Source organism: Staphylococcus delphini (assembly GCF_900636325.1).
In the GTDB taxonomy this organism is placed as follows: Bacteria; Bacillota; Bacilli; order Staphylococcales; family Staphylococcaceae; genus Staphylococcus; species Staphylococcus delphini.
Genome location: NZ_LR134263.1, coordinates 2344404 through 2367120, shown reverse-complemented (window position 1 = coordinate 2367120; position 22717 = coordinate 2344404). Strand labels below are relative to the sequence as shown.

At 37.2% G+C, this 22717-nt stretch carries 25 protein-coding genes; 17 read left to right on the top strand and 8 right to left on the bottom strand.

Translation table 11 applies throughout. The features are described from left to right. The first annotated feature begins 8 nt into the window (after positions 1-8). The 5 genes from EL101_RS11135 to EL101_RS11115 all read left to right on the top strand — a co-directional run bounded on the left by EL101_RS11135 (position 9) and on the right by EL101_RS11115 (position 4163). The gene (locus EL101_RS11135; RefSeq protein ID WP_096596615.1) at positions 9-488 is read left to right on the top strand and encodes a cupin domain-containing protein; all 480 of its coding nucleotides are present in this window, start codon (positions 9-11) and stop codon (positions 486-488) included. A 322-nt stretch (positions 489-810) separates the two neighbouring features. Then, positions 811-1407, top strand: coding sequence for a ribonuclease FAU-1 family protein (locus EL101_RS11130; protein WP_026067041.1), 597 nt, complete (start codon positions 811-813; stop codon positions 1405-1407). A gap of 88 nt (positions 1408-1495) precedes the next feature. Continuing rightward, positions 1496-2365: a LysR family transcriptional regulator gene (locus tag EL101_RS11125; protein WP_096596616.1), complete on the top strand. Its 870-nt coding sequence runs from the start codon at positions 1496-1498 to the stop codon at positions 2363-2365. Positions 2366-2444: 79 nt separating this feature from the next. Further along, entirely contained in the window at positions 2445-3650 is a 1206-nt protein-coding gene (locus EL101_RS11120; protein ID WP_096596617.1) for a sugar efflux transporter, read from the top strand. A gap of 21 nt (positions 3651-3671) precedes the next feature. Continuing rightward, positions 3672-4163 (top strand): DUF456 domain-containing protein, encoded by a 492-nt coding sequence (locus tag EL101_RS11115; protein WP_096596618.1) that lies wholly within the window; start codon positions 3672-3674, stop codon positions 4161-4163. Positions 4164-4247: 84 nt separating this feature from the next. Here EL101_RS11115 and EL101_RS11110 read toward each other — a convergent pair whose 3' ends face one another. Further along, the gene (locus EL101_RS11110) at positions 4248-4931 is read right to left on the bottom strand and encodes a DUF1129 family protein (protein ID WP_014614584.1); all 684 of its coding nucleotides are present in this window, start codon (positions 4929-4931) and stop codon (positions 4248-4250) included. Positions 4932-5026: 95 nt separating this feature from the next. On the opposite strand from EL101_RS11110, the gene EL101_RS11105 reads away from it, so the two are divergent. The 4 genes from EL101_RS11105 to EL101_RS11090 all read left to right on the top strand — a co-directional run bounded on the left by EL101_RS11105 (position 5027) and on the right by EL101_RS11090 (position 7055). After that, positions 5027-5482: a GNAT family N-acetyltransferase gene (locus EL101_RS11105; RefSeq protein WP_096596619.1), complete on the top strand. Its 456-nt coding sequence runs from the start codon at positions 5027-5029 to the stop codon at positions 5480-5482. Positions 5483-5551: 69 nt separating this feature from the next. Then, positions 5552-5866, top strand: coding sequence for an SA0632 family lipoprotein (locus EL101_RS11100; protein ID WP_096596620.1), 315 nt, complete (start codon positions 5552-5554; stop codon positions 5864-5866). 131 nt (positions 5867-5997) lie between these two features. Beyond that, positions 5998-6297 (top strand): hypothetical protein, encoded by a 300-nt coding sequence (locus EL101_RS11095; protein WP_096596621.1) that lies wholly within the window; start codon positions 5998-6000, stop codon positions 6295-6297. A gap of 209 nt (positions 6298-6506) precedes the next feature. Then, a complete protein-coding gene (locus tag EL101_RS11090) occupies positions 6507-7055 on the top strand; it encodes a GNAT family N-acetyltransferase (RefSeq protein ID WP_096596622.1) in 549 nt (182 codons plus the stop codon). Between the two features lie 285 nt (positions 7056-7340). Here EL101_RS11090 and EL101_RS11085 read toward each other — a convergent pair whose 3' ends face one another. The 4 genes from EL101_RS11085 to EL101_RS11070 all read right to left on the bottom strand — a co-directional run bounded on the left by EL101_RS11085 (position 7341) and on the right by EL101_RS11070 (position 10681). After that, complete coding sequence (locus EL101_RS11085) at positions 7341-7907, bottom strand: LOG family protein (RefSeq protein WP_096540474.1); 567 nt, start codon at positions 7905-7907, stop codon at positions 7341-7343. Positions 7908-8006: 99 nt separating this feature from the next. Beyond that, a complete protein-coding gene (locus tag EL101_RS11080) occupies positions 8007-8453 on the bottom strand; it encodes a YaiI/YqxD family protein (protein WP_096596623.1) in 447 nt (148 codons plus the stop codon). Next, positions 8454-9443, bottom strand: coding sequence for a hypothetical protein (locus EL101_RS11075; RefSeq protein ID WP_096596624.1), 990 nt, complete (start codon positions 9441-9443; stop codon positions 8454-8456). Between the two features lie 383 nt (positions 9444-9826). Then, positions 9827-10681: an undecaprenyl-diphosphate phosphatase gene (locus EL101_RS11070; protein WP_096596625.1), complete on the bottom strand. Its 855-nt coding sequence runs from the start codon at positions 10679-10681 to the stop codon at positions 9827-9829. A 278-nt stretch (positions 10682-10959) separates the two neighbouring features. Between EL101_RS11070 and EL101_RS11065 the strand changes: the two genes are divergently transcribed. Both EL101_RS11065 and EL101_RS11060 read left to right on the top strand, forming a co-directional pair. Then, the gene (locus EL101_RS11065; RefSeq protein WP_096596626.1) at positions 10960-12597 is read left to right on the top strand and encodes an ABC transporter ATP-binding protein/permease; all 1638 of its coding nucleotides are present in this window, start codon (positions 10960-10962) and stop codon (positions 12595-12597) included. After that, positions 12598-14259, top strand: coding sequence for an amino acid ABC transporter ATP-binding/permease protein (locus tag EL101_RS11060; RefSeq protein ID WP_096596627.1), 1662 nt, complete (start codon positions 12598-12600; stop codon positions 14257-14259). 381 nt (positions 14260-14640) lie between these two features. Here the strand turns inward: EL101_RS11060 and mgrA are convergent, their stop codons facing one another. Next, the gene (gene mgrA, locus EL101_RS11050; protein WP_096596628.1) at positions 14641-15078 is read right to left on the bottom strand and encodes a global transcriptional regulator MgrA; all 438 of its coding nucleotides are present in this window, start codon (positions 15076-15078) and stop codon (positions 14641-14643) included. A gap of 227 nt (positions 15079-15305) precedes the next feature. Here mgrA and EL101_RS11045 point away from each other — a divergent pair, with 227 nt between their 5' ends. The 6 genes from EL101_RS11045 to mdh all read left to right on the top strand — a co-directional run bounded on the left by EL101_RS11045 (position 15306) and on the right by mdh (position 20777). Next, complete coding sequence (locus EL101_RS11045; RefSeq protein ID WP_096596629.1) at positions 15306-16235, top strand: CobW family GTP-binding protein; 930 nt, start codon at positions 15306-15308, stop codon at positions 16233-16235. 26 nt (positions 16236-16261) lie between these two features. Then, positions 16262-17170 carry an aldo/keto reductase gene (locus EL101_RS11040; protein WP_019166176.1) on the top strand — a complete coding sequence of 303 codons (909 nt, stop codon included), beginning with the start codon at positions 16262-16264 and terminating at the stop codon, positions 17168-17170. Positions 17171-17252: 82 nt separating this feature from the next. Next, entirely contained in the window at positions 17253-17534 is a 282-nt protein-coding gene (locus EL101_RS11035) for a hypothetical protein (protein ID WP_096555292.1), read from the top strand. A gap of 185 nt (positions 17535-17719) precedes the next feature. Further along, positions 17720-19051 (top strand): AAA family ATPase, encoded by a 1332-nt coding sequence (locus EL101_RS11030; RefSeq protein WP_096596630.1) that lies wholly within the window; start codon positions 17720-17722, stop codon positions 19049-19051. Beyond that, positions 19044-19604 carry an RloB family protein gene (locus EL101_RS11025; RefSeq protein WP_164715586.1) on the top strand — a complete coding sequence of 187 codons (561 nt, stop codon included), beginning with the start codon at positions 19044-19046 and terminating at the stop codon, positions 19602-19604. Before EL101_RS11030 ends, EL101_RS11025 begins: the two co-directional genes overlap by 8 nt. Positions 19605-19838: 234 nt before the next feature. Continuing rightward, a complete protein-coding gene (gene mdh / locus EL101_RS11020) occupies positions 19839-20777 on the top strand; it encodes a malate dehydrogenase (RefSeq protein ID WP_096596632.1) in 939 nt (312 codons plus the stop codon). A gap of 130 nt (positions 20778-20907) precedes the next feature. On the opposite strand, the gene EL101_RS11015 is transcribed toward mdh, so the two are convergent. Both EL101_RS11015 and EL101_RS11005 read right to left on the bottom strand, forming a co-directional pair. Then, positions 20908-21612, bottom strand: a complete 705-nt coding sequence (locus EL101_RS11015) for a CPBP family intramembrane glutamic endopeptidase (RefSeq protein ID WP_240622726.1) — start codon at positions 21610-21612, stop codon at positions 20908-20910. 309 nt (positions 21613-21921) lie between these two features. Beyond that, positions 21922-22539, bottom strand: coding sequence for a DUF1361 domain-containing protein (locus EL101_RS11005; protein ID WP_096596635.1), 618 nt, complete (start codon positions 22537-22539; stop codon positions 21922-21924). Positions 22540-22717 lie beyond the last annotated feature (178 nt).

Genomic DNA, 22717 nt, shown 5'->3' with positions numbered 1-22717 from the left:
TCAATGCCATGGAAGCACAAGATTGGGTGCGCCATTTAGAATTAACCCCTCATCCAGAAGGGGGCTATTATCGTCAAACGATTTTAAGTCCGGATACGACGAATGAAAGACCGCATTATTCTAGCATTTATTTTCTGTTAGAGGATAAAAATATTTCACATTTCCATCGTATTGATGCGGACGAGATTTGGTATTATCATGCCGGTGAGACGTTGACGATTCATTTGATTTTTCCAGATCATACGTATCGTGCCGTGCAATTAGGTCCGAATGTCGCGGACGGAGATGTATTGCAATATGTGGTGCCAAAAGGGACGATATTTGCGTCATCTATTGAATGTGAAAATACCTTTGCGGTTGTCGGATGTATGGTGCAGCCTGCGTTTCAATTTGAGCATTTTGAGTTGTTTACACAAGCGGAATTGTTAGCATGGTATCCGGAACATGAGGAAATCATACGTCAATATGCGAAGGTTTTAGTGGATTAATCGATTTGTTAGAAAGGCTGATGAGATGTGATGTCTTGTCGGTCTTTTTTGTTGTCGTCATTGATAGTGAAGCCGTAAACGAAACATAAAAAATACTTGAATCAGATTACGCTTTTCCAGAGACTTGCCGCATCTGCGCGATGTTGATTTTGAATCTTATGCATCAAAACGTGTAGATCATCTGAGTAAAAAATAAGGTGCTCGAGTACGTGTTTATCATGTTTTTGATTAAATTCGCTATGAATTTTGTATGATTGGCTAGTTGCAACAAGTGACATCCTACTTCGATTTATATATAATGAAAAAAAGGGAGTTGGTGGCTGTGAAAGTGAAATATATTGACAAACGTCACTGGCGTCGCCTCTTAGACCATGATTATATCGAAGTTAAAGTCAATAATAATAAATTTAAAGGCATAATAGGTTTAATTTCAATTAAAAAGGTGAGAGATCCTTTAGAGGTGACTGTTGTAAATCAACGAATGGTAGTAGCTGACGATGGCTATCAATGGCTACAAATCCTGCCAGAGAAAAAGCGTTACAGCATGACAGTAATGTTTGATGACAAAGGACAACCTTTACAATACTATTTTGATATTAATTTAAAAAATATTATACAAAAAGGTAAGGCACGAACGATTGATTTATGTTTAGATGTGCTTGCTCTACCAGATGGCCAATATGAGCTTGTCGACCAAGAAGACTTAGAGCGAGCCTTGAAATCGAATCAAATTACGCGAAAACAATATCATGAAGCTTATGTGATTGCACATCAATTAATGATTCAAATTGATGAGGATTTTGAGAGTATACAAAAGAAGGCAATGTATTGTTACCACAAAATTAATCGCAAATATCAAAAGCAAGAAAAGTATAAACAGTTTGAAACATCAAATGGAGATGGTTTTCACACACCGTAGCAACCACCACTGTGTGCTGTGAAAGGATTTCTGCACACTGGACAAATATCTTGTCTAGTGTTTCTTTTATTTTTGAGGAGGCTGTACGATGAAAATTGATGATTATCGGTTATTAATTACTTTAGATGAAACACGCACACTGAGAAAAGCGGCTGAACGTCTTTATATTTCACAACCTGCTGTGACCCAACGTTTGAAATCTATTGAACGTCATTTTGGTGTGGACATTTTTATCCGTACGAAAAAACAGCTGATTACGACGACGGAAGGTGCGATGGTCATTGCTCATGCGAAATCGATGCTGAAACAAGAGCGTCTATTTCAAGATAAAATTAAGGCGCATGTCGGTGCGATTAATGGGACATTATCGATTGGTTGTTCCTCTTTAGTCGGTCAAACGGTATTGCCAGAAGTATTGAACCGGTACACTGCGGAGTTTCCAAATGTTGAAATTCAATTACAAGTCGGCTCTAGTGAACATATTAAAGCGAACCATAATGATTACCATATTATGATCGTGAGAGGGAATCAATTGTTAAATATGCACAATGACCATTTGATGGATGATCAACATTATTTCATCTATCCTAAAAATAAAGAAACTGAATTACATAAGCTACCTTTTATTGAGTTTCAAGCAGACCCGGTCTATATTAATCAAATCAAGACATGGTATCAACAGCATATGTCTCAAGATTATCATGCACGCATTAAGGTGGACCAAGTGGCGACGTGTAAAGCGTTGTTGTTAAGTGGCGTTGGGGTGACGATTTTACCGGAAATTATGATAAAAGACTTAGATACCTCTCAGTTTGCAATGTTAAAAGTGGACGTAGAAGAACAATCTTTAGTCCGTTCTACGTATTTAAGCTATGACATGAGTATGGTACAGTTACCTCAAGTCAGTTCATTTATTAATGTGTTTAAGACATATTTACACATTGAAGATATCGAATAAAGACATGTGATGGAGAGAAAAAGAGAACATAGCATCATGTGATTCTATATCAATTTTAAGTATATAAGGGAGAACACACATGTTTCGTGAATTGTTAACGATTAAAAATTATAAGTTATTTATTGTGAATATGATGCTAATTGGGATGGGCATTGCGATTACAGTCCCATTTTTTGTTCTATTTGCAACGAACCAATTGGGGATGACGACCAATCAGTTTGGGCTGTTATTGGCATTAGCGGCAATTAGTCAATTTACGATGAATAGCATTGTCGCACGTTTTTCAGATACGCATGTAATCAATCGAAAAGTGATTATCATCGCAGGTTTATTCATGGGCGCTATCAGTTTTACGTTGCCATTTTTTGTTCATTCGGTTGTACTGTTTATTATTTTGTATGCCATTTTTCAAGGGTTATTCGCTCCGGCTATGCCCCAACTTTATGCTTCTGCAAGGGAATCTATTAATCAATCTACATCGAGTAGTCGCGCGGTATTTGCCAATTCTGTATTACGTTCCATGTTTTCGTTTGGCTTTTTATTTGGTCCACTCGTCGGTAATATTTTAAATCAGTCGTGGGGCTACAGTGGTCTGTTTGGTGGGACAGTCGCCATTATTTTGACGACGCTACTCCTACAAGTGTTCTTTTTTAAGGACATCAAAGCGAAAAAACCTGTGCGTGACAGTGTGGCGACAGAACAAGATGCACCGTCTATGTTGAAGCATCGCTATTTAATTGTGCCGTTCATTGCTTTTGTGTTGTTACACATTGGTCAGTGGATGTACACGCTCAATATGCCTTTATTTGTAACGCAATATTTACATGAAGAAGAAAAATATGTCGGCCATCTTGCGAGTTTGTGTGCCGGTTTAGAAGTGCCGTTTATGATTATTTTAGGTATGGTTGCAAGTAAAGTAGAAACAAGAACGTTATTAGCGATAGCGGCAGTTTGTGGTAGTCTGTTTTTCGGTAGTATCGGAATATTTGAAAGTGTCCACATGATGCTCGTTGGTCAAGTGTTACTCGCGGCATTTTTAGCTGTATTACTTGGTATCGGTATTAGTTATTTCCAAGATGTTTTACCGCAATACCCCGGCTATGCGTCAACATTGTTCGCAAATGCTATGGTTATCGGTCAATTGTTAGGGAATTTATTAGGTGGCGCGATGAGTCAGTGGGTCGGTTTAGGCAATGTCTTTTATGTTTCTGCGCTATCATTGGCATGTGGTTTTGTGTTAATTTTATTTACTAAAAAGAGTAGAAAAACAGTTCAAACTGTGTAAATAAGGAGTTGACGTATAACAATGTCAGACGTAATTTTATGGGTGCTCATTTTAGCGGCATTCGTATTGGCATTTATCGGTTTAATCAAGCCGGTGATTCCAGCTATTCCCGTATTGTGGGTGGGCTTTTTGATTTATCAATTCGGCATTAATGGTGCCACGTTGTCATGGATTTTTTGGACTGCGATGATTGTACTCACGATTTTTATTTTCATATCTGACTTATGGCTCAACCGTTATTTTGTGAATCGGTTTGGGGGTACGAAAAAAGGGGAGTGGGCCGCTTTAATCGGTGTACTCGTCGGGGCATTTGTGCTGCCGCCATTCGGTGTGATTATTGTGCCATTTATCGCTGTCATTATTGTTGAAATGATGCAGTCTCAAAATTTCATACAAGCCGTCAAAGCAAGTTTCGGGTCGCTAGTCGCATTTTTCTCTAGCGCCGTGATGCAAGCGGTACTCATGTTTGTCATGATCGTTTGGTTTTTCATTGATGCATTATGGATTAACTAAGATCATAAAAACAGTCAGGTGAATGAATGGTAAATCACGCCATGCATCGACCTGACTTTTTTATGGAATGCAGCAAGTTGAAATTTATCGCCAAGATGCACTTTTAGCGTGGTCGTCGTTTTTATATTTCAACATGCCCAGTGGAACGATAATAAACGATGCGATAATAAATGCCCAATTACTAATATGGATATACGGGCCGAATTGTAAAAAGTTTTGTGGGAAAAAGAAAATAATAAAAATTAATAAAATCAGGGCGATCAGTACGACATAGCCGACTAACCAAGCGAGACGTGAATAGTCAAAAGCTTGAAGTTGTATCATTTTAAAACAAGACCAAATGAATAAAAAAGTAACGAAGATTCCCGCAACAAAAGTGAGCGGAAAAGTGTATAAAAAGACACGTGTGTCATTAATGAAAAATCCTAAAAACCCTTTTAAGAAGCAGAATACGCCCAACAAAAAGACGATATGTTGTAAAATATAATGACAAATATTTTTAAACGTATGGTTAGGCATCTCTTTAATCGTTTGAATGGCGTGTTTTTTAGGATGATGATCAAAAAATTCCATCGCATGCAAGCCTTTGTTTTCAGCTTTGAGTAAATGGTCTAAAATACGCTGTAGCACTTTTTCGGAGTCATGTGCATTGACGCGCATATCCGCTCGAACATAGGTCATGTAACTTTCAAAGATTTGACGATCCGTATTGTTCAGCCGTAACGATTTAACATTATTTTCTTTCATCAGTTCATTTGTCGTTTTCATCGGTCAAGCACCTCCTCTAATTTAAATCATAGTGAACTGTACTTATTATGACGATATTCATGAGATAAATCAATCCTAAATGAAAGGAGCGGGTCATGATTATACTTACATATGAAGATAGCGATTATATTCATCGTGTAGCAGTGCAGCACGTCAAACTGTTACAATCAGATACTTTAATGCGAACGCAAGGCACACAAATGGAAATCGCACTTTATGAAGACATGATTGCACATCGATTGCGTTATGCAGGAGACTGGCTAGGCATCGTGACAAACAGAGAGAAACATATGAAAGGTTATGCATGGGCCCATTATGAACCGGCAAATGCGCAAGTGACCATTGAATCATTATATGTTGTTCCTGAACATCGACAACAAGGGTATGCGACTGAATTGAAACAACAGATTGAAAAGTGGGCCAAATCAAAGGGCGCACGTCAAATCATCGGTACAGTACAACAATCTAATCAAGCGATGGTGCAACTGAATGAAGCATTAGGATACCGTGTGGAAAAATATATTATGTCAAAATCATTAGAAGAATCATAAGCATTATGCGAATCTGTTTAAACCGTGATAAAATAAAGTGTAAGTCATTCTAAATGGAGAGAAATAACAATGAAGAAACAACTTATCGCACTTCTGGGAACAGTCGTATTGTTATCAGGGTGTGGCAATAGTGAAAAAGAAAAACTACAAAATGAAATTAAATCGTTAGAAGACGAGCAAAAAGAATTACAAGAAGAAAATAAAAAGTTAAAAGATCAAAGTGAAAAATTAGATAATCAAATTAAAGATCTTGAACATTCTATTGATAAAGCGAAAACTTCAGAAGATAAGAAAAAAACGAGTAGTAAAGACAGCAAGAAATCAACAGAATCTAAAAAAGATGCTAAATCAACAGAAACATCTGATACGCAAGAGAAAAGTTAATTTGAGTGATTCACTTAACGTCATTTTGATATTTTGCGCTATTGACACAACCCGCAATGAATCGCGTTTGATGTTGAGAGGGATAGGGTATTAAAAACACATATATTACGGAGAGAAAAGAGGGTTATCGTATGTACGAAAAAGAATTTAGATTATTAGAAGGGCGCGACATTTCACTGATTGAACTTGGACGCGAACTTGAAAATATTACAGGGTATTCTATTATTGATTCCACAGGTGAATTACAACGTTCTATCGCATTGAAACCGAATTTTGATCATGACTGGGAAACTTATACCGCGACATATCGTTTGAACCATAAAAATGATTTTGTGGACGCTGTATTTACAACGCAAAAAGGACAAAAACCAGAACGATTAAAAGAGGTACCTGTGACGATTCAACTGTTGAGCTATATTTCTAGAGTGTAACGACATGAATATCGCACCGACAACTGAAGGCGCAGGATACATCTGATTGAGCAGTTTGATAAAGATGACAGATGTTGACTGAAGATGGGCCCAGTGAAACTTTCAGAAATCAAATGTATAACTGAGGCGGGAAGCTGAAATCACAAGGCGTACATGCGATTTCTGACCCGCTTCTTTCTTTGGATACACGGTTAAATGGGGGAGGCACAATGACAGTTTATATAGAGACAAATCGATTGAAATTAAGAGACTGGCAAGATGAAGATTTGCAACCATTTCAACAATTGAACGCAAATCGTCAAGTCCGCCAGTTTTTCCCAAGTTTATTAAGTTATCAAAAAACAGCATTGGACTTTGAAGCGATGAAATCTTATTTAAAGCAGCATCAAATCGGATTGTTTGCTGTAGAGTTAAAGGCAACGAAAGAGTGGATAGGGTTTATAGGGGTGAATTATATTCCACAAGCGGTAGATTATCCTTTTGAAGAGCTCCCATTTTATGAAATCGGTTGGCGATTGTCTCCTGAAGTTTGGGATAATGGAATTGCGACAGAAGGGGCAGAAGCGGTGCTCGATTATGTAGCTGAACGCGGCGTAAGTGAAGTGTACGCGATGGCAGCAAAAGTGAATCATGCATCGATTCGTGTGATGGAAAAGATTGGTATGACACATTATGATGATTTCGAGAAGCCGGGATTGAGTGAATATCATGTACTGAGGCCACAAGTACGTTATAGAAAGCAGTTGAAGGAAGCATAAGCAAACACTACTTTTCAGGATTCTCAGCATGAAGTGTACTCGTATATCAAAAGTTGTGAGGCTATGTCGGCCTCTTTTTTTTATGTTTTTTTCAAGAAGTTAGAAGTAAAAATAGGAGATGGTACGTGTATAGAAGTAACAGATTAAATCGAGGTGTAGTCGGAATGAAAAGTGGGATAGTGGCAAGTTGGGGGTAGAAAATAAAGCTTGTGCAAACAGACACGTATGAAGCTCACTTGAAACGCGTCTGTTGCAATTTTGCTATGGTGCAAAAAACAGCCATGCTTAATCGTATGTACGTGTTGAAATCGGCTTGGCATTTTGAAGGCCTTCCAACAATGCTTGAGGCGTTTCATACACACCTGCAAGCTTTTCATACTTTTGATCAATAAAGCCTTCATGAATCATATGTGCAATCAATGCTTCTAAAGGTTTGTAAAATTGTTTAATATTAAAAATACCAATAGGTTTTTGATGTAAACCAATTTGTGCCCAACTATAAACTTCGAAAAACTCTTCAAGGGAACCGGCACCACCTGGAGCAATGACAAATGCATCGGCGAGGTCTGCCATTTTTTGTTTACGTTCATGCATGGAATCAACTAAAATCAGCTCAGATACTTTTTGACTCGTAATTTCACGTTCGTCTAATAAGCGAGGCATCACACCTATTGCATGACCGCCATGATCTAATACGCCATCTTGTATTGCGCCCATAATGCCCACAGATCCCGCACCGAAAACAAGCTCAATCCCTTGTTCTGCAAAGTATTGACCTAAAGCATAGGCTTCTTTGACATAGGTCTCATCAAATCCTTTACTTGCGCCACAATAAACTGCTATACGTTGAATCATTTTCATCGCTCCTTGTTTAATCCATCTTTAGTTATAGTCTAAAACAAAAAGAAGTGCATGTGTAGCAAAACAAGAAATGTTAAGACACATGCACGGCTATGGAGATTGGATACAGCGGCGAAAAGATGTTTCAAAATTGAGTCGTTGCTTTTGATCGAAAGCAGGTGGCCCTTTATGATGACGTTTTGTTTTTCGACGCGCTTGCTGATGATAGTATCGTTGGGCAAGCAGACGATCAATATTTTCGGGTGTATAAATGTGGCCGTTGTGATGCAGGACATGTTTGACTTTTTCTAACGCTAAACTGGCTAATCCATAGTCTTGAGTGACAACAATATCATTCGGTTTTGCATGTTGGAGTAACATAAAATCCACAGCGTCACGTCCGCCATCGATATATTTGACTTTTACATGCGAAGGAAAATCTTGAACAGTAAAATGACTATAACTGCGAAATAAATATACAAAAATGCCTGTCTCAGCCGTGATTCGAACGATGGAATCGACGACTGGACAAGCATCGCCATCTATCAAAATGCGCATTTATCGTCCTTGTTTCTTCATGGATTTTTTAGAGGTGTCATTTAACTGTTGGATTTGTCTTAATGTGTCGCTGTCTTGCACTTGGCGCTCCATATTTTGATAATGTTGTTCGTATAAAGGTGCGTTGTCTGAAGTTGTTTCGACTTGACCTGGCGCACTTGATGTCGGTTGACCTTCGCCAGTATGACTTTGCGTCGTTTGGAGTTCAGATAACGTCGTAATACGTTGTTTTTCTTGTTGGTCATTGGATTGAACCGTGTTGTCATGATTTGCTGAACGATTAGTAGGTACTACATCTGTCGCATGTTCGGCCTTTTCTTCGTGCTTTTTCATGTCTTTCATATTTTTCTTTAATGCTTTTTCACGTGCTTTAGCAGCTTTTTCTTCTTTCTTATGACGTTCTTTTAGGTGCTTTTTTAAATTTTTGTTCATTTTGTCGACTTCTTTTTTGTTGCGCTTTTCAATTTTTTCAGCACGTTTCTCAGTTTTAGCATCGTGCTGTCCTGGTGTATGCCCAACTTTTTCTTCATACTTTTGCATTTTTTTCATTGTTTTAATCATTTGCTTTTGACGTTGATCAAATGCTTTATCTTCGTCTTTGTGACGTTCTGCAATGTGCTTTTCTAAGTTTTTCGCTAACTTGTCAATTTCTTTGCGGTTTTCTTTAGCAATTTCTTTTCCACGTGCACGCACATTTTCAGGACGATTATAACGTTGGATTTCAGCTTCTTTTTTCATCACTTTATTGTAGTCATGACGACGTTTTTTAGTTTGAATAGTGCTTTTTAAATGGCTTGATCCTGAAACAACAGAGTCTTTCACAGAATTCGCAACTTGACCTGTTTTATGTGCCACAGTTTTCGAAGTATTCACTGTTGTTTGTGTCACTTTTTGGACATCGGGATGTGCTTTAAATTTTTTGCGTTCTAAGATGAGTGGTACGAGAAATACAGGTAAAACATTGACTATCATTTTTATTGTTTTATTCATGAACGTTGCCTCCAATTATGAGTATACTTATGATTTTTTACCCTTTCAGCCGTATCGATAAACGCTAAATGGTGACGTTACACTATGGCACACATCAAAAATCGATAAGTTAAACGTATTTCGTGTTGTAATAATATTGTACATTGTTTTGACGAAAATTTAAAAAGTGAACTCATTTTCTTGGAATTTCTAAAATCGGGGATAGGTGCACGCAAGTGTGATGCCGATGTCGACATGACTTTTTCACTATGAGTCCTCATGCAAATGACGGAAGCATTCATGTGTGTAGTGTTCAACTCGGTGGCAGTATTGAAAGGGTAAAAAAAGTGGGGCTAGACACGCAATGGTCTCAACCCCTTCCTCATATTTTGATGCATCTTCAATTATTTAATAATACCGAAATAAACGACAGCAATCACGACGACAAGTACGATTCGGTAAATCGCAAATGGTAATAATTTAACGTTTTGAATTAATTTCAAGAACAGTTTGATTGAAATAAAACCGAATGTGAAAGCCGCTAAGAAACCTAAAATGTAGAATGGAATATGTGCCAATTCGATATAATCTAAATGTTTAATAATCGATAAACCACTTGCTGCTAACATGACAGGCACCGCCATAATGAATGTGAAGTCAGAAGCAGATTTGTGGTCTAACTTCATTAATACCCCTGTTGAAATGGTTGACCCGGAACGTGAAAATCCTGGCCACATTGCAACGGCTTGAGAAAGACCAATGACAAAAGCTTGAAAATAAGTGATTTCATTAAGGCTTTTTGGATTTTTAACGTTAAGGCTAAATTTATCGGCAATAATCATATAAATCGCACCAAGGAATAAACCGATGAGCACAGTGGGTACGCTAAATAAATATTTTTCAATCAAATCGTCGAATAATAGACCGAGTACCCCTGCTGGAATCATCCCAATAATAATGTGTAAGAGATTTAAACGACGTGGTTTTGAACGACGGCCTGGCTGTTGTGTGGGTGCATATTTACCGATATGTAACATTTCGAAATACTTGTGACGAAAAATCCATGCCGCAGCAAAAATTGAACCGAGTTGGATTACAATTTTAAAGGTGAAAGCAGATTCTGGTCCTAAAAACTCAGTCGATTTCAACCACATATCATCGACTAAAATCATATGTCCTGTTGAAGAAACAGGAGCGAACTCAGTCATCCCTTCAACGATACCAAGAATAATGGCTTTAATTAATTCGAAAAATAACATACAAGAACCCTCTTTAATCATTTTTGTGTAAATTTTAATATAACATAGCATATGATAGCATATTCGCATTTAAGATGTCTTTTCCTAACATGAAATTTTTGAAATATACGTCTTGAGCAGTAGGAAGCGCATCATGTGTATGAATTTGAAAATGGTGCCAGTAAAACTTTAATTGAAAGATTTTAGACAAAAAATAGTCGAATTTTTTCACGTGAAAGGGATTGGGCGACCATGTAAAATGGAGAAATGACACATACAAATGGAGGCGAAAATGAAAGATGAAACAACTACATCAATGGGCGAAACAATTTTATAGCTTGCCCATATTTATGGCTATCGTTTGTATCGGTCTTGCGCTATCAGTCGTTGCTCAAAATGTAACGATTGGTATTATATTAGAACGCATTCTCACGCACCAACCTACAGCATGGTCTGTCATGATTGGGTTTTTAGCGTTGACACTTATATTACGTGCAACTTTAGATTTTGTGAATGGATGGCTAGGGGAGCAACTGGCACATCGTGTTCGACAGACGATTCGAGGACGCTTATTACAGCAAGTGTCGCGACAAGCTGTTGGTGAAAGACTGACGATGGCGACGGAAACCTTGTCTGAAATGTTGCCGTTTTATCGCAATTATTTACCTCAAGTGTTCAAGTCGACATTTATCCCTCTTGCTATTATTGTAACGATGCTTTTTGTGCATATACCCACAGCTTTAATTATGCTCGTTACGGCACCATTTATTCCTATTTTTTATATTGTTTTTGGTCTGAAAACACGTGATGATGCCAAAGATCAAATGACATTTTTAAATCAATTTGGTCAACGTTTCTTAAGTTTGACGAAAGGGTTAGTCACTTTAAAACTGTTTAACCGTTCCGAACAAGCAGTGGAAACGATTAGTGAAGAAAGTACACAATTTCGTGATAAGACGATGACGATATTAAAAAGTGCATTTTTATCTGGCTTAATGTTGGAGTTTATTAGTATGTTAGGAATTGGTTTAGTCGCTTTAGAGGTTGGGTTAAGCTTGATTGTATTTCAATCGATACATTTTGGTACAGCTGCGATTGCGATGATTATGGCCCCTGAATTTTATAATGCGATTAAAGACTTAGGTCAAGCCTTTCATACAGGAAAAGAAAGTGAAGGTGCCAGTGACGTGATTCATGCGGCATTAGAAGAACGTGAAGCGGTGACCGGTCATGAAATCAATGTTGATGAAAATCAAGCACCACTCATTCAAGTACGTAACCTTCAATACCATTATCCCAATACGACGTCCAATGTATTAACGGATATGCATCTCGACATTTTTGAAGGCGACCGTATTGCATTAGTTGGTCCAAGTGGTGCAGGTAAATCCACATTTGTGCGTTTGTTGATTGGTGAACTGTCACCACAAGAAGGCCGTATCACGTATCAACGACAAGATTTGAAAATAGGTTATCTTTCTCAAAATCCGTATATTTTTAATGCGACGATTGCAGAAAATGTCGCTGTATTTAATGATGTTCCTGCCGAAAAAATTACTGCGGCATTGGAAGCGGTACAGTTAATGCCCGTTGTCGAAAGGTTTCAACATGACATTGAAACGTTGATTGGTGAAGGTGGCGAAATGTTATCTGGCGGTGAAATGAGAAGAATAGAGCTCGCGCGATTATTATTGTTAGAGCCAGAGTTTGTCGTTTTAGATGAGCCTGTCGCAGGATTGGATAGTACGACGGAACAAGTGATTCAACAAACGTTAGATCGTTATTTCCAACATACGACACGTTTAACGATTGCACACCGTCAGTCTACAATCCAGCATGCGACACGACGCATTTATTTAGCAGATGGTACGATTCAGTCTGATGATGATCGTATTCAACTTTCGTTAAGGCATACGGAAAATGGAGGTGAAGAATAAATGAAACTCCAACAAGTTATCAATATTAAGGGGGATAAAGATATTGTTATGGCCATTTGTATCGGTGTATTTGGAAGCCTTGTTGCACTGGGCATGTTCTTTTTAAGTGGTTACATGATTACTCAAAGTGCTTTAGGTGCGCCGTTATATGCCTTAATGGGCTTAATTGTAACGGTGAAATTATTTGGGTTTATACGTGCCATAGCGAAATATTATGAACGGCTGCGCTCTCACCGTGCGACCTTTACGATGTTGAGAGATGTGCGGGTTCAGCTTTATCGGGCTCTTATTCCGATTGTGCCTGATGTTTTTCGGAAGTTTCGCTCAAGTGATTTACTCGGCAAAATGGTGACACAAGTGGAAACGTTGCAAAATATATATTTGCGCGTCTATTATCCACCTATTGTAATTGGGGTCACGACGCTTATTTCGGCAGTGGCTTTAAGCTATTTTTCATGGGTACATGCCGTCGTTTTAGTCGTTACAATCGTAATTGCTTTATTCATTTTACCTGCATTACGTGTTAAACAAGCGACACGTGTGCGATTACATGTGAATCAAACAGGGGAGCGTTGGATGCATGCGTATTTTGACTACATTTTAGGTCGTGATGAGTTAAAACGATTTAAGAGTGATGAGAAATATAATGCACAACTTATGGCTTCCGAAACGGCATTCAGCCAAGCAGAACACCTGACACAACGGAGTCACCTCGTTTACGATTATATACGTCATTTAATCAGTATGGCAGCATTACTCGGTAGTATCGTGCTCGTGGTAGTGATGGTCGAACAACAACAAGTCGATGTTGTCTATGTAACGAGCATTATTTTAATGATTTTGACATTATTAGAACAAGCTGTGCCGATGAGTCAAGTCGCTGATTATAAAAGTGAGACGGATCTAGCACAACAAAACTTATCAGAAGTGATGGGGCATCGTAAAAATGCGATTGGAAAAGAGCAGGTAGACGTTCATCAAATGTCTCATGGTGCGCCACTGTTAACATTGAAAGATGTCACGTTATGCTACCAACATCAACAGCGTCCAAGTGTGCAACATTTAAATCTACACATCCGTAAAGGTGAACATGTCGCCATTGTAGGGGGATCTGGTTCGGGTAAATCGACGTTATTACAATTGTTAATGGGACTCTATACACCAAGTGAAGGCCAAATTTTAATAGGTGACCATGCGCTAAACGATTTAGATATGACACATTACTATCAACAGTTAAATACGATGTTGCAACAGCCACATTTTTATGACGGTACAGTTTATGAAAATTTATTGACTGATGCTTCAACAGCTCAATGTCGGACTGTGCTCAATCAATTACGCTTGCAACATATTGTGTTAGATCGACCGGTGACATTTAATCGAAATACATTGTCAGGCGGAGAATTTCAGCGATTAGCAATTGCGCGTCTCATGTTGCGAGAAGCTCCGATTTGGCTACTTGACGAACCAACAACCGCGCTAGATATAGAAAATACAAAACATGTGATGCAGCAAATCCATCAACAAGCTGAAACATTGGTCGTTGCAACACATGATGTACAATATTTAACACAGTTTGATAGAATCATACAGATGGAAGAAGGAAAGATGATTGGAGAGATGACACCGGAGCAATTTTTAGCTGAAAAAGTTCATGGATAGGTTAGGTATTACTAACGGTATAAAAAATGAATAAGCTATTGTGGAATAACGACAGCAGGTTTGATGAAAAAAGAAACGACTGGTTATATCGGCTATGAGAGGTGTAAAAAAAGCGCTCAGAATGTCGTTGGAGGGCATTCAAGCGCTTTTAAATGATGATTATGTATGTATAGATAAACTAAGGTTGTATCAGTTAAACAAAAAATGGTATGCTCTCAATATAGTGTCATAACATCAATAACGTTATAGATTTAAATATCAATCACACGAGCCCCAATATTTTCATCGTGTTAAAATTGATATTGTCCCCTAAAACAAGTCTATCTATATCAATACGAAAACGCTGCTTATGACTTAGAAGTAGTGACTGATTACAGTCGTTTACTTACTTTCATCAAAAGCTGTAATCACTTTTTCTAATAATCGAGTTAGTTCGTTTACTTCGTCAGGTGTTAAAGATGAAGCTTCTGCAACTAGTTGAGATGCATTTGCTAATTCTGGTTCCATTGCTTTACTTTTCTCAGTTAAATGAACAAATACTTCGCGTTGGTCGATTTCAGAACGTTCTCTTTTAATCAAATCAATTTGTTCCATACGTTTTAATAAAGGTGATACGGTCCCTGTATCAAGGGCTAAGTCTGTTACAACTTTTTTCACATTTACAGGGGATTGGTCCCATAAAATCTCTAAAACTAAAAATTGCGGATACGTGAGCTTATATTTTTTGAAAATCTTGTTTGAATAATAGCGGTTAACTTGTCTTTGTGCGTTATACAAACTAAAACATACTTGCTCTTTTAAGTTTAAATGGTCAGACATAATTAGTTCTCCTCCAGACATTCTATCCGTTTTCTCTTTTTCTATCACGAATGGGAATCCGTCCATAATCGAGTGATTTAAGCCGTTCTCACTTAAATCTATGCTATCCTTAAAATATAGCATGCAGTAATTTTAGAAGATAAAGCGTACTTTATCAAGTTTAAAGTCAGACATATACATATATTATAACAGATTTGTAGATTTTTTTGAGAGAAAGGGTTAAATTTATGTTTAAAAAACAAACATCACTCATATTGATACATGGATTTCTCGGAAGTGGCAAAACCACATTCTTAAATCATTATATGACGCAAATATTAAAAAAAGATGAGAAAGTTGCACTCATTGTAAATGAATTTGGTGATTTTGATGTAGACAGTCATCTTTTGAGTCAATATCATGTACAACAATCAGCATTACAAGGGTGTATTTGCTGCGATATTCAACACGATTTAATTGCGCATTTGTACCAATTAACACGTGATGCAGAAGTTAATTATATCATTGTAGAAGCGACGGGTGTTGCAAATCCGATTGATATTTTGGTTGCCTGTCAAGACCCTTTATTAGTAGATGCATTTTCATCAATAGAAACAATAGGCTTAGTTGATAGCGTCAGATTTATGAAACGACATGACAATACTGCACAAACGAAAGCTTTAATGGAAGATCAAGTTCGTGCGAGTCAAACGATACTGGTTAATAAAGTGGATTTAGTAGACAATGACGCACAACTTCAAATGGTGATTAAAGAGATTAAGGCGCTATCACCTAAAAGTCGTATCGTTCTCACGCAATATGGTGAAACATTGAAAGTAATTGAAAAAGGTGCAAATGCACAAAATGTCGATGTGACCGGGGTTCATAGTCATACTCATGCACATTATACGAGTTTACAATATCACTTCAATAGTGCCGTCTCTCAGGAAGCACTTGTACAATTCATTTTAAGGCTACCTGACAATGTATTGCGACTAAAAGGCTATATCCGTTTGCGCGAACAACCAGACGAGATCTTCTTAATTCAATATTCAGAAGGGTTGCCCGCTATTGAAAGTGTAGGTCACCTGACACTCCCAACTTCTATTGTCATCATAGGCGAACAATTAGATAAGGCCATGTTAAGAAATCAATTAGATATGTTACAATTTACTTAATTCTGGATTATTCAAGGGGTGTTTAAATGGATCAAATCACTATCAATCAACATGTGAAATATTCTAGAGTCATACAAGGCTTTTTTCGAGCGCATCAATGGCAGAAATCGACACAAGCTATGAATCGTTTCATCCATGAACTTGTTGAGCGTGGTGTGACAACGATGGACCATGCGGATATATACGGACATTACACTGTGGAAAAAATGTTTGGAGATGCATTGGCGTTGTCACCTGAACTGCGCGATAAAATTCAAATCGTAACGAAGTGTGGGATTGTCCTGCCGAATCAAATTTACCCAGAGCAAACTGACCATCGTTATGACTTAAGTAAACAGCATATTAAACGTGCAGTTGAGCGTTCATTAAAGTCATTTCAAGTAGAGTGTTTGGATAGTTTGTTGATTCATCGTCCATCGCCACTCATGAAACCGTGTGAAATTACCGATGCGTTAAAAGATTTAGTCAAAGAAGGCAAATTGTTGTCATTTGGCGTATCTAATTTTCAGCGTCCACAGTATGAATTATTAAATCGTTGTTTGAAAGACGACAAATTTCATATCGCAGTGAATCAAATTGAAATTTCACCTTATCATTTAGAAGCGTTTCATGACGGCACCATAGATGATATGTATCGTGAAGGCGTGAAGTTAATGGCTTGGGGTCCGTTTGCAGGCGGACGTTTATTTGACGAAAATGATCCAGTTGCAGCACGCGTCCTTCCAGTATTAACTCGAATTGCGAAAACACATCATACTTCAGTTGCTGCGGTAGTGTCGGCATGGTTTAAAAAGCACCCAGCTGATATCATGCCTATTATTGGAACTGAACGACTCGAGCGTGTTGACGAAGTGATTGATGGACTCCAACTTGAATTGCATGACCAAGAATGGTTCGATATTTATACTGCTGCACAAGGCTACGACATTCCATAAAATTGTCACATCACATGGGAGTCAATGTACAGCAAACTTTAGTACAATTAAACGTGATTATTAGGAATTGAGAGGGAAAAATATGACAGAAGAGGAAAAAATTAAGCGCAGTCGTTTCAAACGTAATGTCATCGCGATACCATACATCATCTTTGGCTTTATCGTTGCATTACTATTTATCTTTTCACCGGATATCATTTGGCTCGTCACTATTTTTGGTATCTTTATGGTGTATAATGTCATCGCGATGTTTATTGCCTTTTTATTCAAATATGGGCGCACCGCATTGTATTTATTGATGATGACCGCATTGATGGCTGGTGCATTTGCGCTTTATCTCTATATGCTACTTGAATTTCATTAGGTGAAATGTGTGCACGTTTACATGGTGTCCGTCCATGTAGGCGTGTTTTTTTCGGTGTGTGTGGCATTTATTAATTTTAATTAATCTGTTAAAGTTTGAAACGTATTTCTGTTTTAGTTTGTCATTATTTATCTTATAATAAACATATCACATTATTTAAGAACGAAAATACGTTAGGAGGTAAGATGATGCTCATTAACTTTGAATTCAAAAACCATCTTTCTTATAGAGATGATACAGTTTTTAGTATGGAAACAGGAAAAAGACTAAGGAAGTTAAAAGAGAATACTTATGAAGTTCAAAAAACACGTCATACAGAAAAAATCAATTTATTAAAAAGCGCAATTGTGTTTGGTGCAAATGGTTCTGGTAAATCTAATTTAATTAGTGCATTAAAGTTAATGAAACAATTAATTTTGAGCGAAAATATGAGTGCTACAAAAAGAATTCCTAAAGCCTCTTTTCTACTAGATGATTATTCAGATAAAAATAGTACAAAGTTATGTGTGGAAATCGTAGCAAACGGAATTCAATATCAATATCAATTTGAATATGTAGAGACGGCTATTTTACGTGAAACATTACTTTATTATGAAAATGGTAAATACCATAAATATTTTGAAAGAGATGAAGAAGCATTTATTATTACGCCTAAATGGGTTAAAGATGAAGTGACGAAAACGAGAAGAAATGGACTCTTTTTAAAAGTTGGTCAAAGTGTGAATGATACACATTGTTTGAATGTCTATCGATGGTTCTCCAATCAACTCGTTTTCATTAACGGGCATTTAGATCATCATGATATTAAAGAAATGCTACATGTTATAGAAAATGAAGAAAGCAAAAGAGACCTGATAGAATTTTTACAGAAATGTGATATTAAAGTGGCTGATATTGATACAACTATAGATACTTTTAACATACCTAAACAGTTATTGAACATTTTAAATGCAATTAATAACGAAGATGAAGAAGTAATGAATACAAGTGAAGCAGAACTGAAAACTGATGTTTATAAGTTGAATTTAGTATATAAAAAGTATAATCAAGAAGGCGATAGAATAGGAAGTCAACGTATTGCTTTTAATCATGAATCTGAAGGTACGAAAAAATTGATTACTTTGGCACTGAATATACTGGACGAAACTAAAAGGGGAAGCGTTTTTGTGATGGATGAATTTGATGATTCTCTACACTTAAATCTTTCAAAAATTATGATTAAACTGTTTAATCTAATGGAGAACAGAAGTCAATTTATTTTGACTTCGCATCAGCTATTTTTACTAGATTGCGATTTACGTGTGGATCAAATTTATTTAGCTAAGAAAGACTTCGAAGGCGCTAGTGAATTGTACAGTATATTTGATTTTAATGATGACTATGGCAAAAGGTCAGATTTAACAATTTTTAAACGTTATTTGGAAGGTGTCTATGGTGCGGTTCCTAATGTAACGATAAATGATTTTACAACTTTGATTGGTAAAAAGCATCATGTGGATGGTGGTGAGAATGAGTAAAAACAAAAGACGAGGACGAGAGAAAAAAGGCAAAACACCAAACAAAAAAGTTAAAATATACTGTGAGGGTTACACTGAAAAGCACTATTTTGACATGTTAAGGAAAAAGCATAGCAAGTCGAATATCAGTGTGAGTGTTGAAGCGGTTTCTCAAAGTCATAAAGCATTAGTCAAAAAGGTGATTAATAAAGAGAAAGTAGAGAAAAGTGATGTAGTCGTTATCGTTTTTGACAATGACAATCAATCTACTGAAGATATTTCCCAGGCTATTTCAGAAATTAGGAAAAACAACTATTATTTATTTTACAATACGAATCAATGTTTTGAATTATGGTTATTACTACACCTAGAATCTGTAGAAAAAGATAGAAGTTTAAGCGCCGAACAGCTTAATAAGAAATTGGAAACGTATTGCCAAGTTGAAAAGTGGAAAAATTACAAGAATGAAAATTTTAACCAAATTCAAGAAATGTTCGAGGATAATGTGGAGTGCGCAATGAAAAATGCGCTTAAGTTAAATCAAGGGAATATTAATGTGACGAAACAAAAATAGCCCATACCTCATTAAGCAAAATCCTTATACGAATATCCATCATGATTTAAAAGTTATTTTTAATATTACAAAGCGTTTATAAGTAAGTCATAAACCCATCCCCTTGTGTCATCTTCTATAACGATTCATTAGCATTTGTCACAAAGATTACATGTAAAAATGTGAATGGTGTTATACATTTATAAAAATGCAATGATATAATAAAAGTGATGAAAGACAAGGGGGTTTTGGAATATGAGACGAAAAAAAGTTTCAATTATTGGATCAGGTCACACAGGCGCAACACTTGCATTTATTGTTGCTTCTCATGGTAATGCGGATGTGTTGATTGTTGACCGTGAAAAGAACGCGTCAGTGATGAAAGGGAAAACATTAGACATGCAACAAAGTGGGTCTATTTTGGGCTTTAATGTGCATGTGAATTCCACTGTCGACTATGCGGATACGAAAGATTCGGATGTCGTTGTTATCACTGCAGGGGTCCCACGTCAACCTGGTATGAGCCGTGATGATTTAGTCCAAACGAATGAACAAGTCATGGTCGAAGTGACGAAGAAAATTGTGCAATATTCACCTAACTGTACAATTATCGTCTTAACGAATCCAGTTGATGCGATGACGTATACCGTTTATCGTACATCAGGTTTTCCGAGTGAACGTGTCATTGGACAATCAGGCGTGTTAGATACGGCGAGATTTAATACATTTGTGGCGGAAGCTTTAGATGTTGCGGTGAATGATGTGACAGGATTGGTGTTGGGCGGTCACGGGGATACGATGGTGCCGTTAGTGCGTCATAGCCAAGTGAATGGTGTGCCTCTTAATGAACTGTTACCGCCAGAAAAAATGGAAGAAATTGTTGAAAGAACACGTAAAGGTGGCGCAGAAATTGTCCAACTGTTAGGCACGGGTTCAGCTTATTATGCACCTGCAGCGGCAGTGTATGAAATGTTGATTGCGATTTTAGAAGATCAAAAGCGTGTATTACCAACGATTGCTTATTGCCAAGGGGAGTACCAGCTGAATGATATTTATATCGGCGTACCAACTGTATTAGGTGCAAATGGTGTCGAACGTATCATTGAATTAGAGTTAACGGATGAAGAAAAAGCGCAGTTGAAACGTTCAGCTGAAGCGGTTGAAGGTGTAAAGGCAGCGCTAAAAAGTTTATAAAACCAGTTGATTATTGAACTGTGCATCCCTTTACTCGACCCACACTGAATCGGGCCGTGACGGTTCATGCGTTCAATTTCATATATATAAATAAACCCCGCGTCGTTTGATGGGACGTGGGGTTTTAGCATTATGAAAAAATTTGGAAAAGGACGCCGATAAAAGCAAGTGTATTATTAAACATATGCAAGAAAATAGACACAGCAATGTTACAACCACTTTTAATGTAAGCGACGACGAACATCGTTGCTAGAAAAAGATACGGTACCGCTTCCAGTGGATGATGTGCGGCAAACATATGTAAACTCGCAAAAATAACGATCGAAATCAGACCTGTTAACATGACACCCCATTTTTTACCGAGCTCGCCAATAATGATATGACGGAAAAGCAATTCTTCAGTAATCGGTGTCAAAATGGCTAAACTTAAAAATACGAGTGGTAACCAAGCCGGTTGATGGAAAAAGGTCATGAGTGCTTCTTGGTTGCCTGTTTCTTTAAATTGCCATTGTTCAGGTAACAACTGTAATACATAAGTGAAAATCATATTCGCAATCATATAGAACACATACGCACTGATCATTAGCTTAATATGCTTTTTACTTTGCGAAAGTGCGACGGTTATCTTAGTTTTTAAGCCGTGACGATGCGACCATGCCAAATAAATGATGACAAAGATGGACGTGAGTATACCGATAATTAATAGTGCCATTGCGACCGGTATATGTGTTGATGGGATTAAGAATAGGCTGAACACATTGCCCAGAATGATTTGTGCTAAAAAATAGATGACTATCGCCCATAAATCACGCCAGGCGACTTGCTTTGAAGACATATGCATCATTTTCCTCCTAGGTACTTTGCTTCTATATTCATTAAATGCCAAACAGCAATAAATATAAGCTTACAAATTGAAGACATGTAAGTATATAACTGTATTTTAGCAATAATTTCACTTTAAAGGGAAGTTGCCAGTTTGGAAAATGTCGTTCGTAATACAACATTTGAATTCCAAATACTGCAATGCCCATAGGTAGTAACAGCATGACGAGGGGCCACCATTTGCGCCAGCCGATTTGATAGTAAAATAGGGTGATCAGAAGTTGAAAAACCGGTATCGCACTGATAAATATAATGGTTGAAATCATGTACGGCTTCGAACTCCTTTCACAAATAAAAATAGTAACGCCTGAATTAATATGATAAATGAAATGAAAATAAGTGCCTCAAGATTCAGTGCTTTCAATGTTGAGACGATGACGGAAAATGGATGATTAATAATATGCACGCTATGAAAACGTAAAAAGCGACCTACATAAATGCCGAGTCCATTCAAAACCATCATGCCAAACAAAGCCACGATACGTAATACAGTGACTTGAATGAGATGATAAATTTCCATCACAATTAATACATAACAATAAAGTGCGAAGATGACTGATGAGATGAGCAATGTGAAATGGAACCACTCATATAAATTGAGTTCAGCCAAAAAGTTAAATGTAAATTGATTCAAATGGATTAAATCTGTCACCATGTAAAACGTGTTCGGTAACATTAATACAAAAATAAGTAAGTATATGATAAAAAGCGGCCATTCGAATGCACGCCTCGGTATAAAAAGTTTGATTAAATAGGCCAATTCTAATGGAATATAAGCTAAAGATACATTGAGTGTTAAAAACATTAATTGATTGGGAATAAGTATTGAAATAAGAATTAATACCACATAGGTGATACGTGCAATGTATCGGGCATTCATCGTGATACCTCCTTCTATGAGATATATAGCATAACCGTTAATGTCGATGGTTTCAAATGTTTCACTGTCGTTTAAAGAGGAATCGGTCTCGAGTTGTAGAGGTGACAGTGAAAGTGCGGGAAAGCGGAATCGTTACATCACGCGCACCGGCCACCTCTAGATGATCATCAGCTATAAA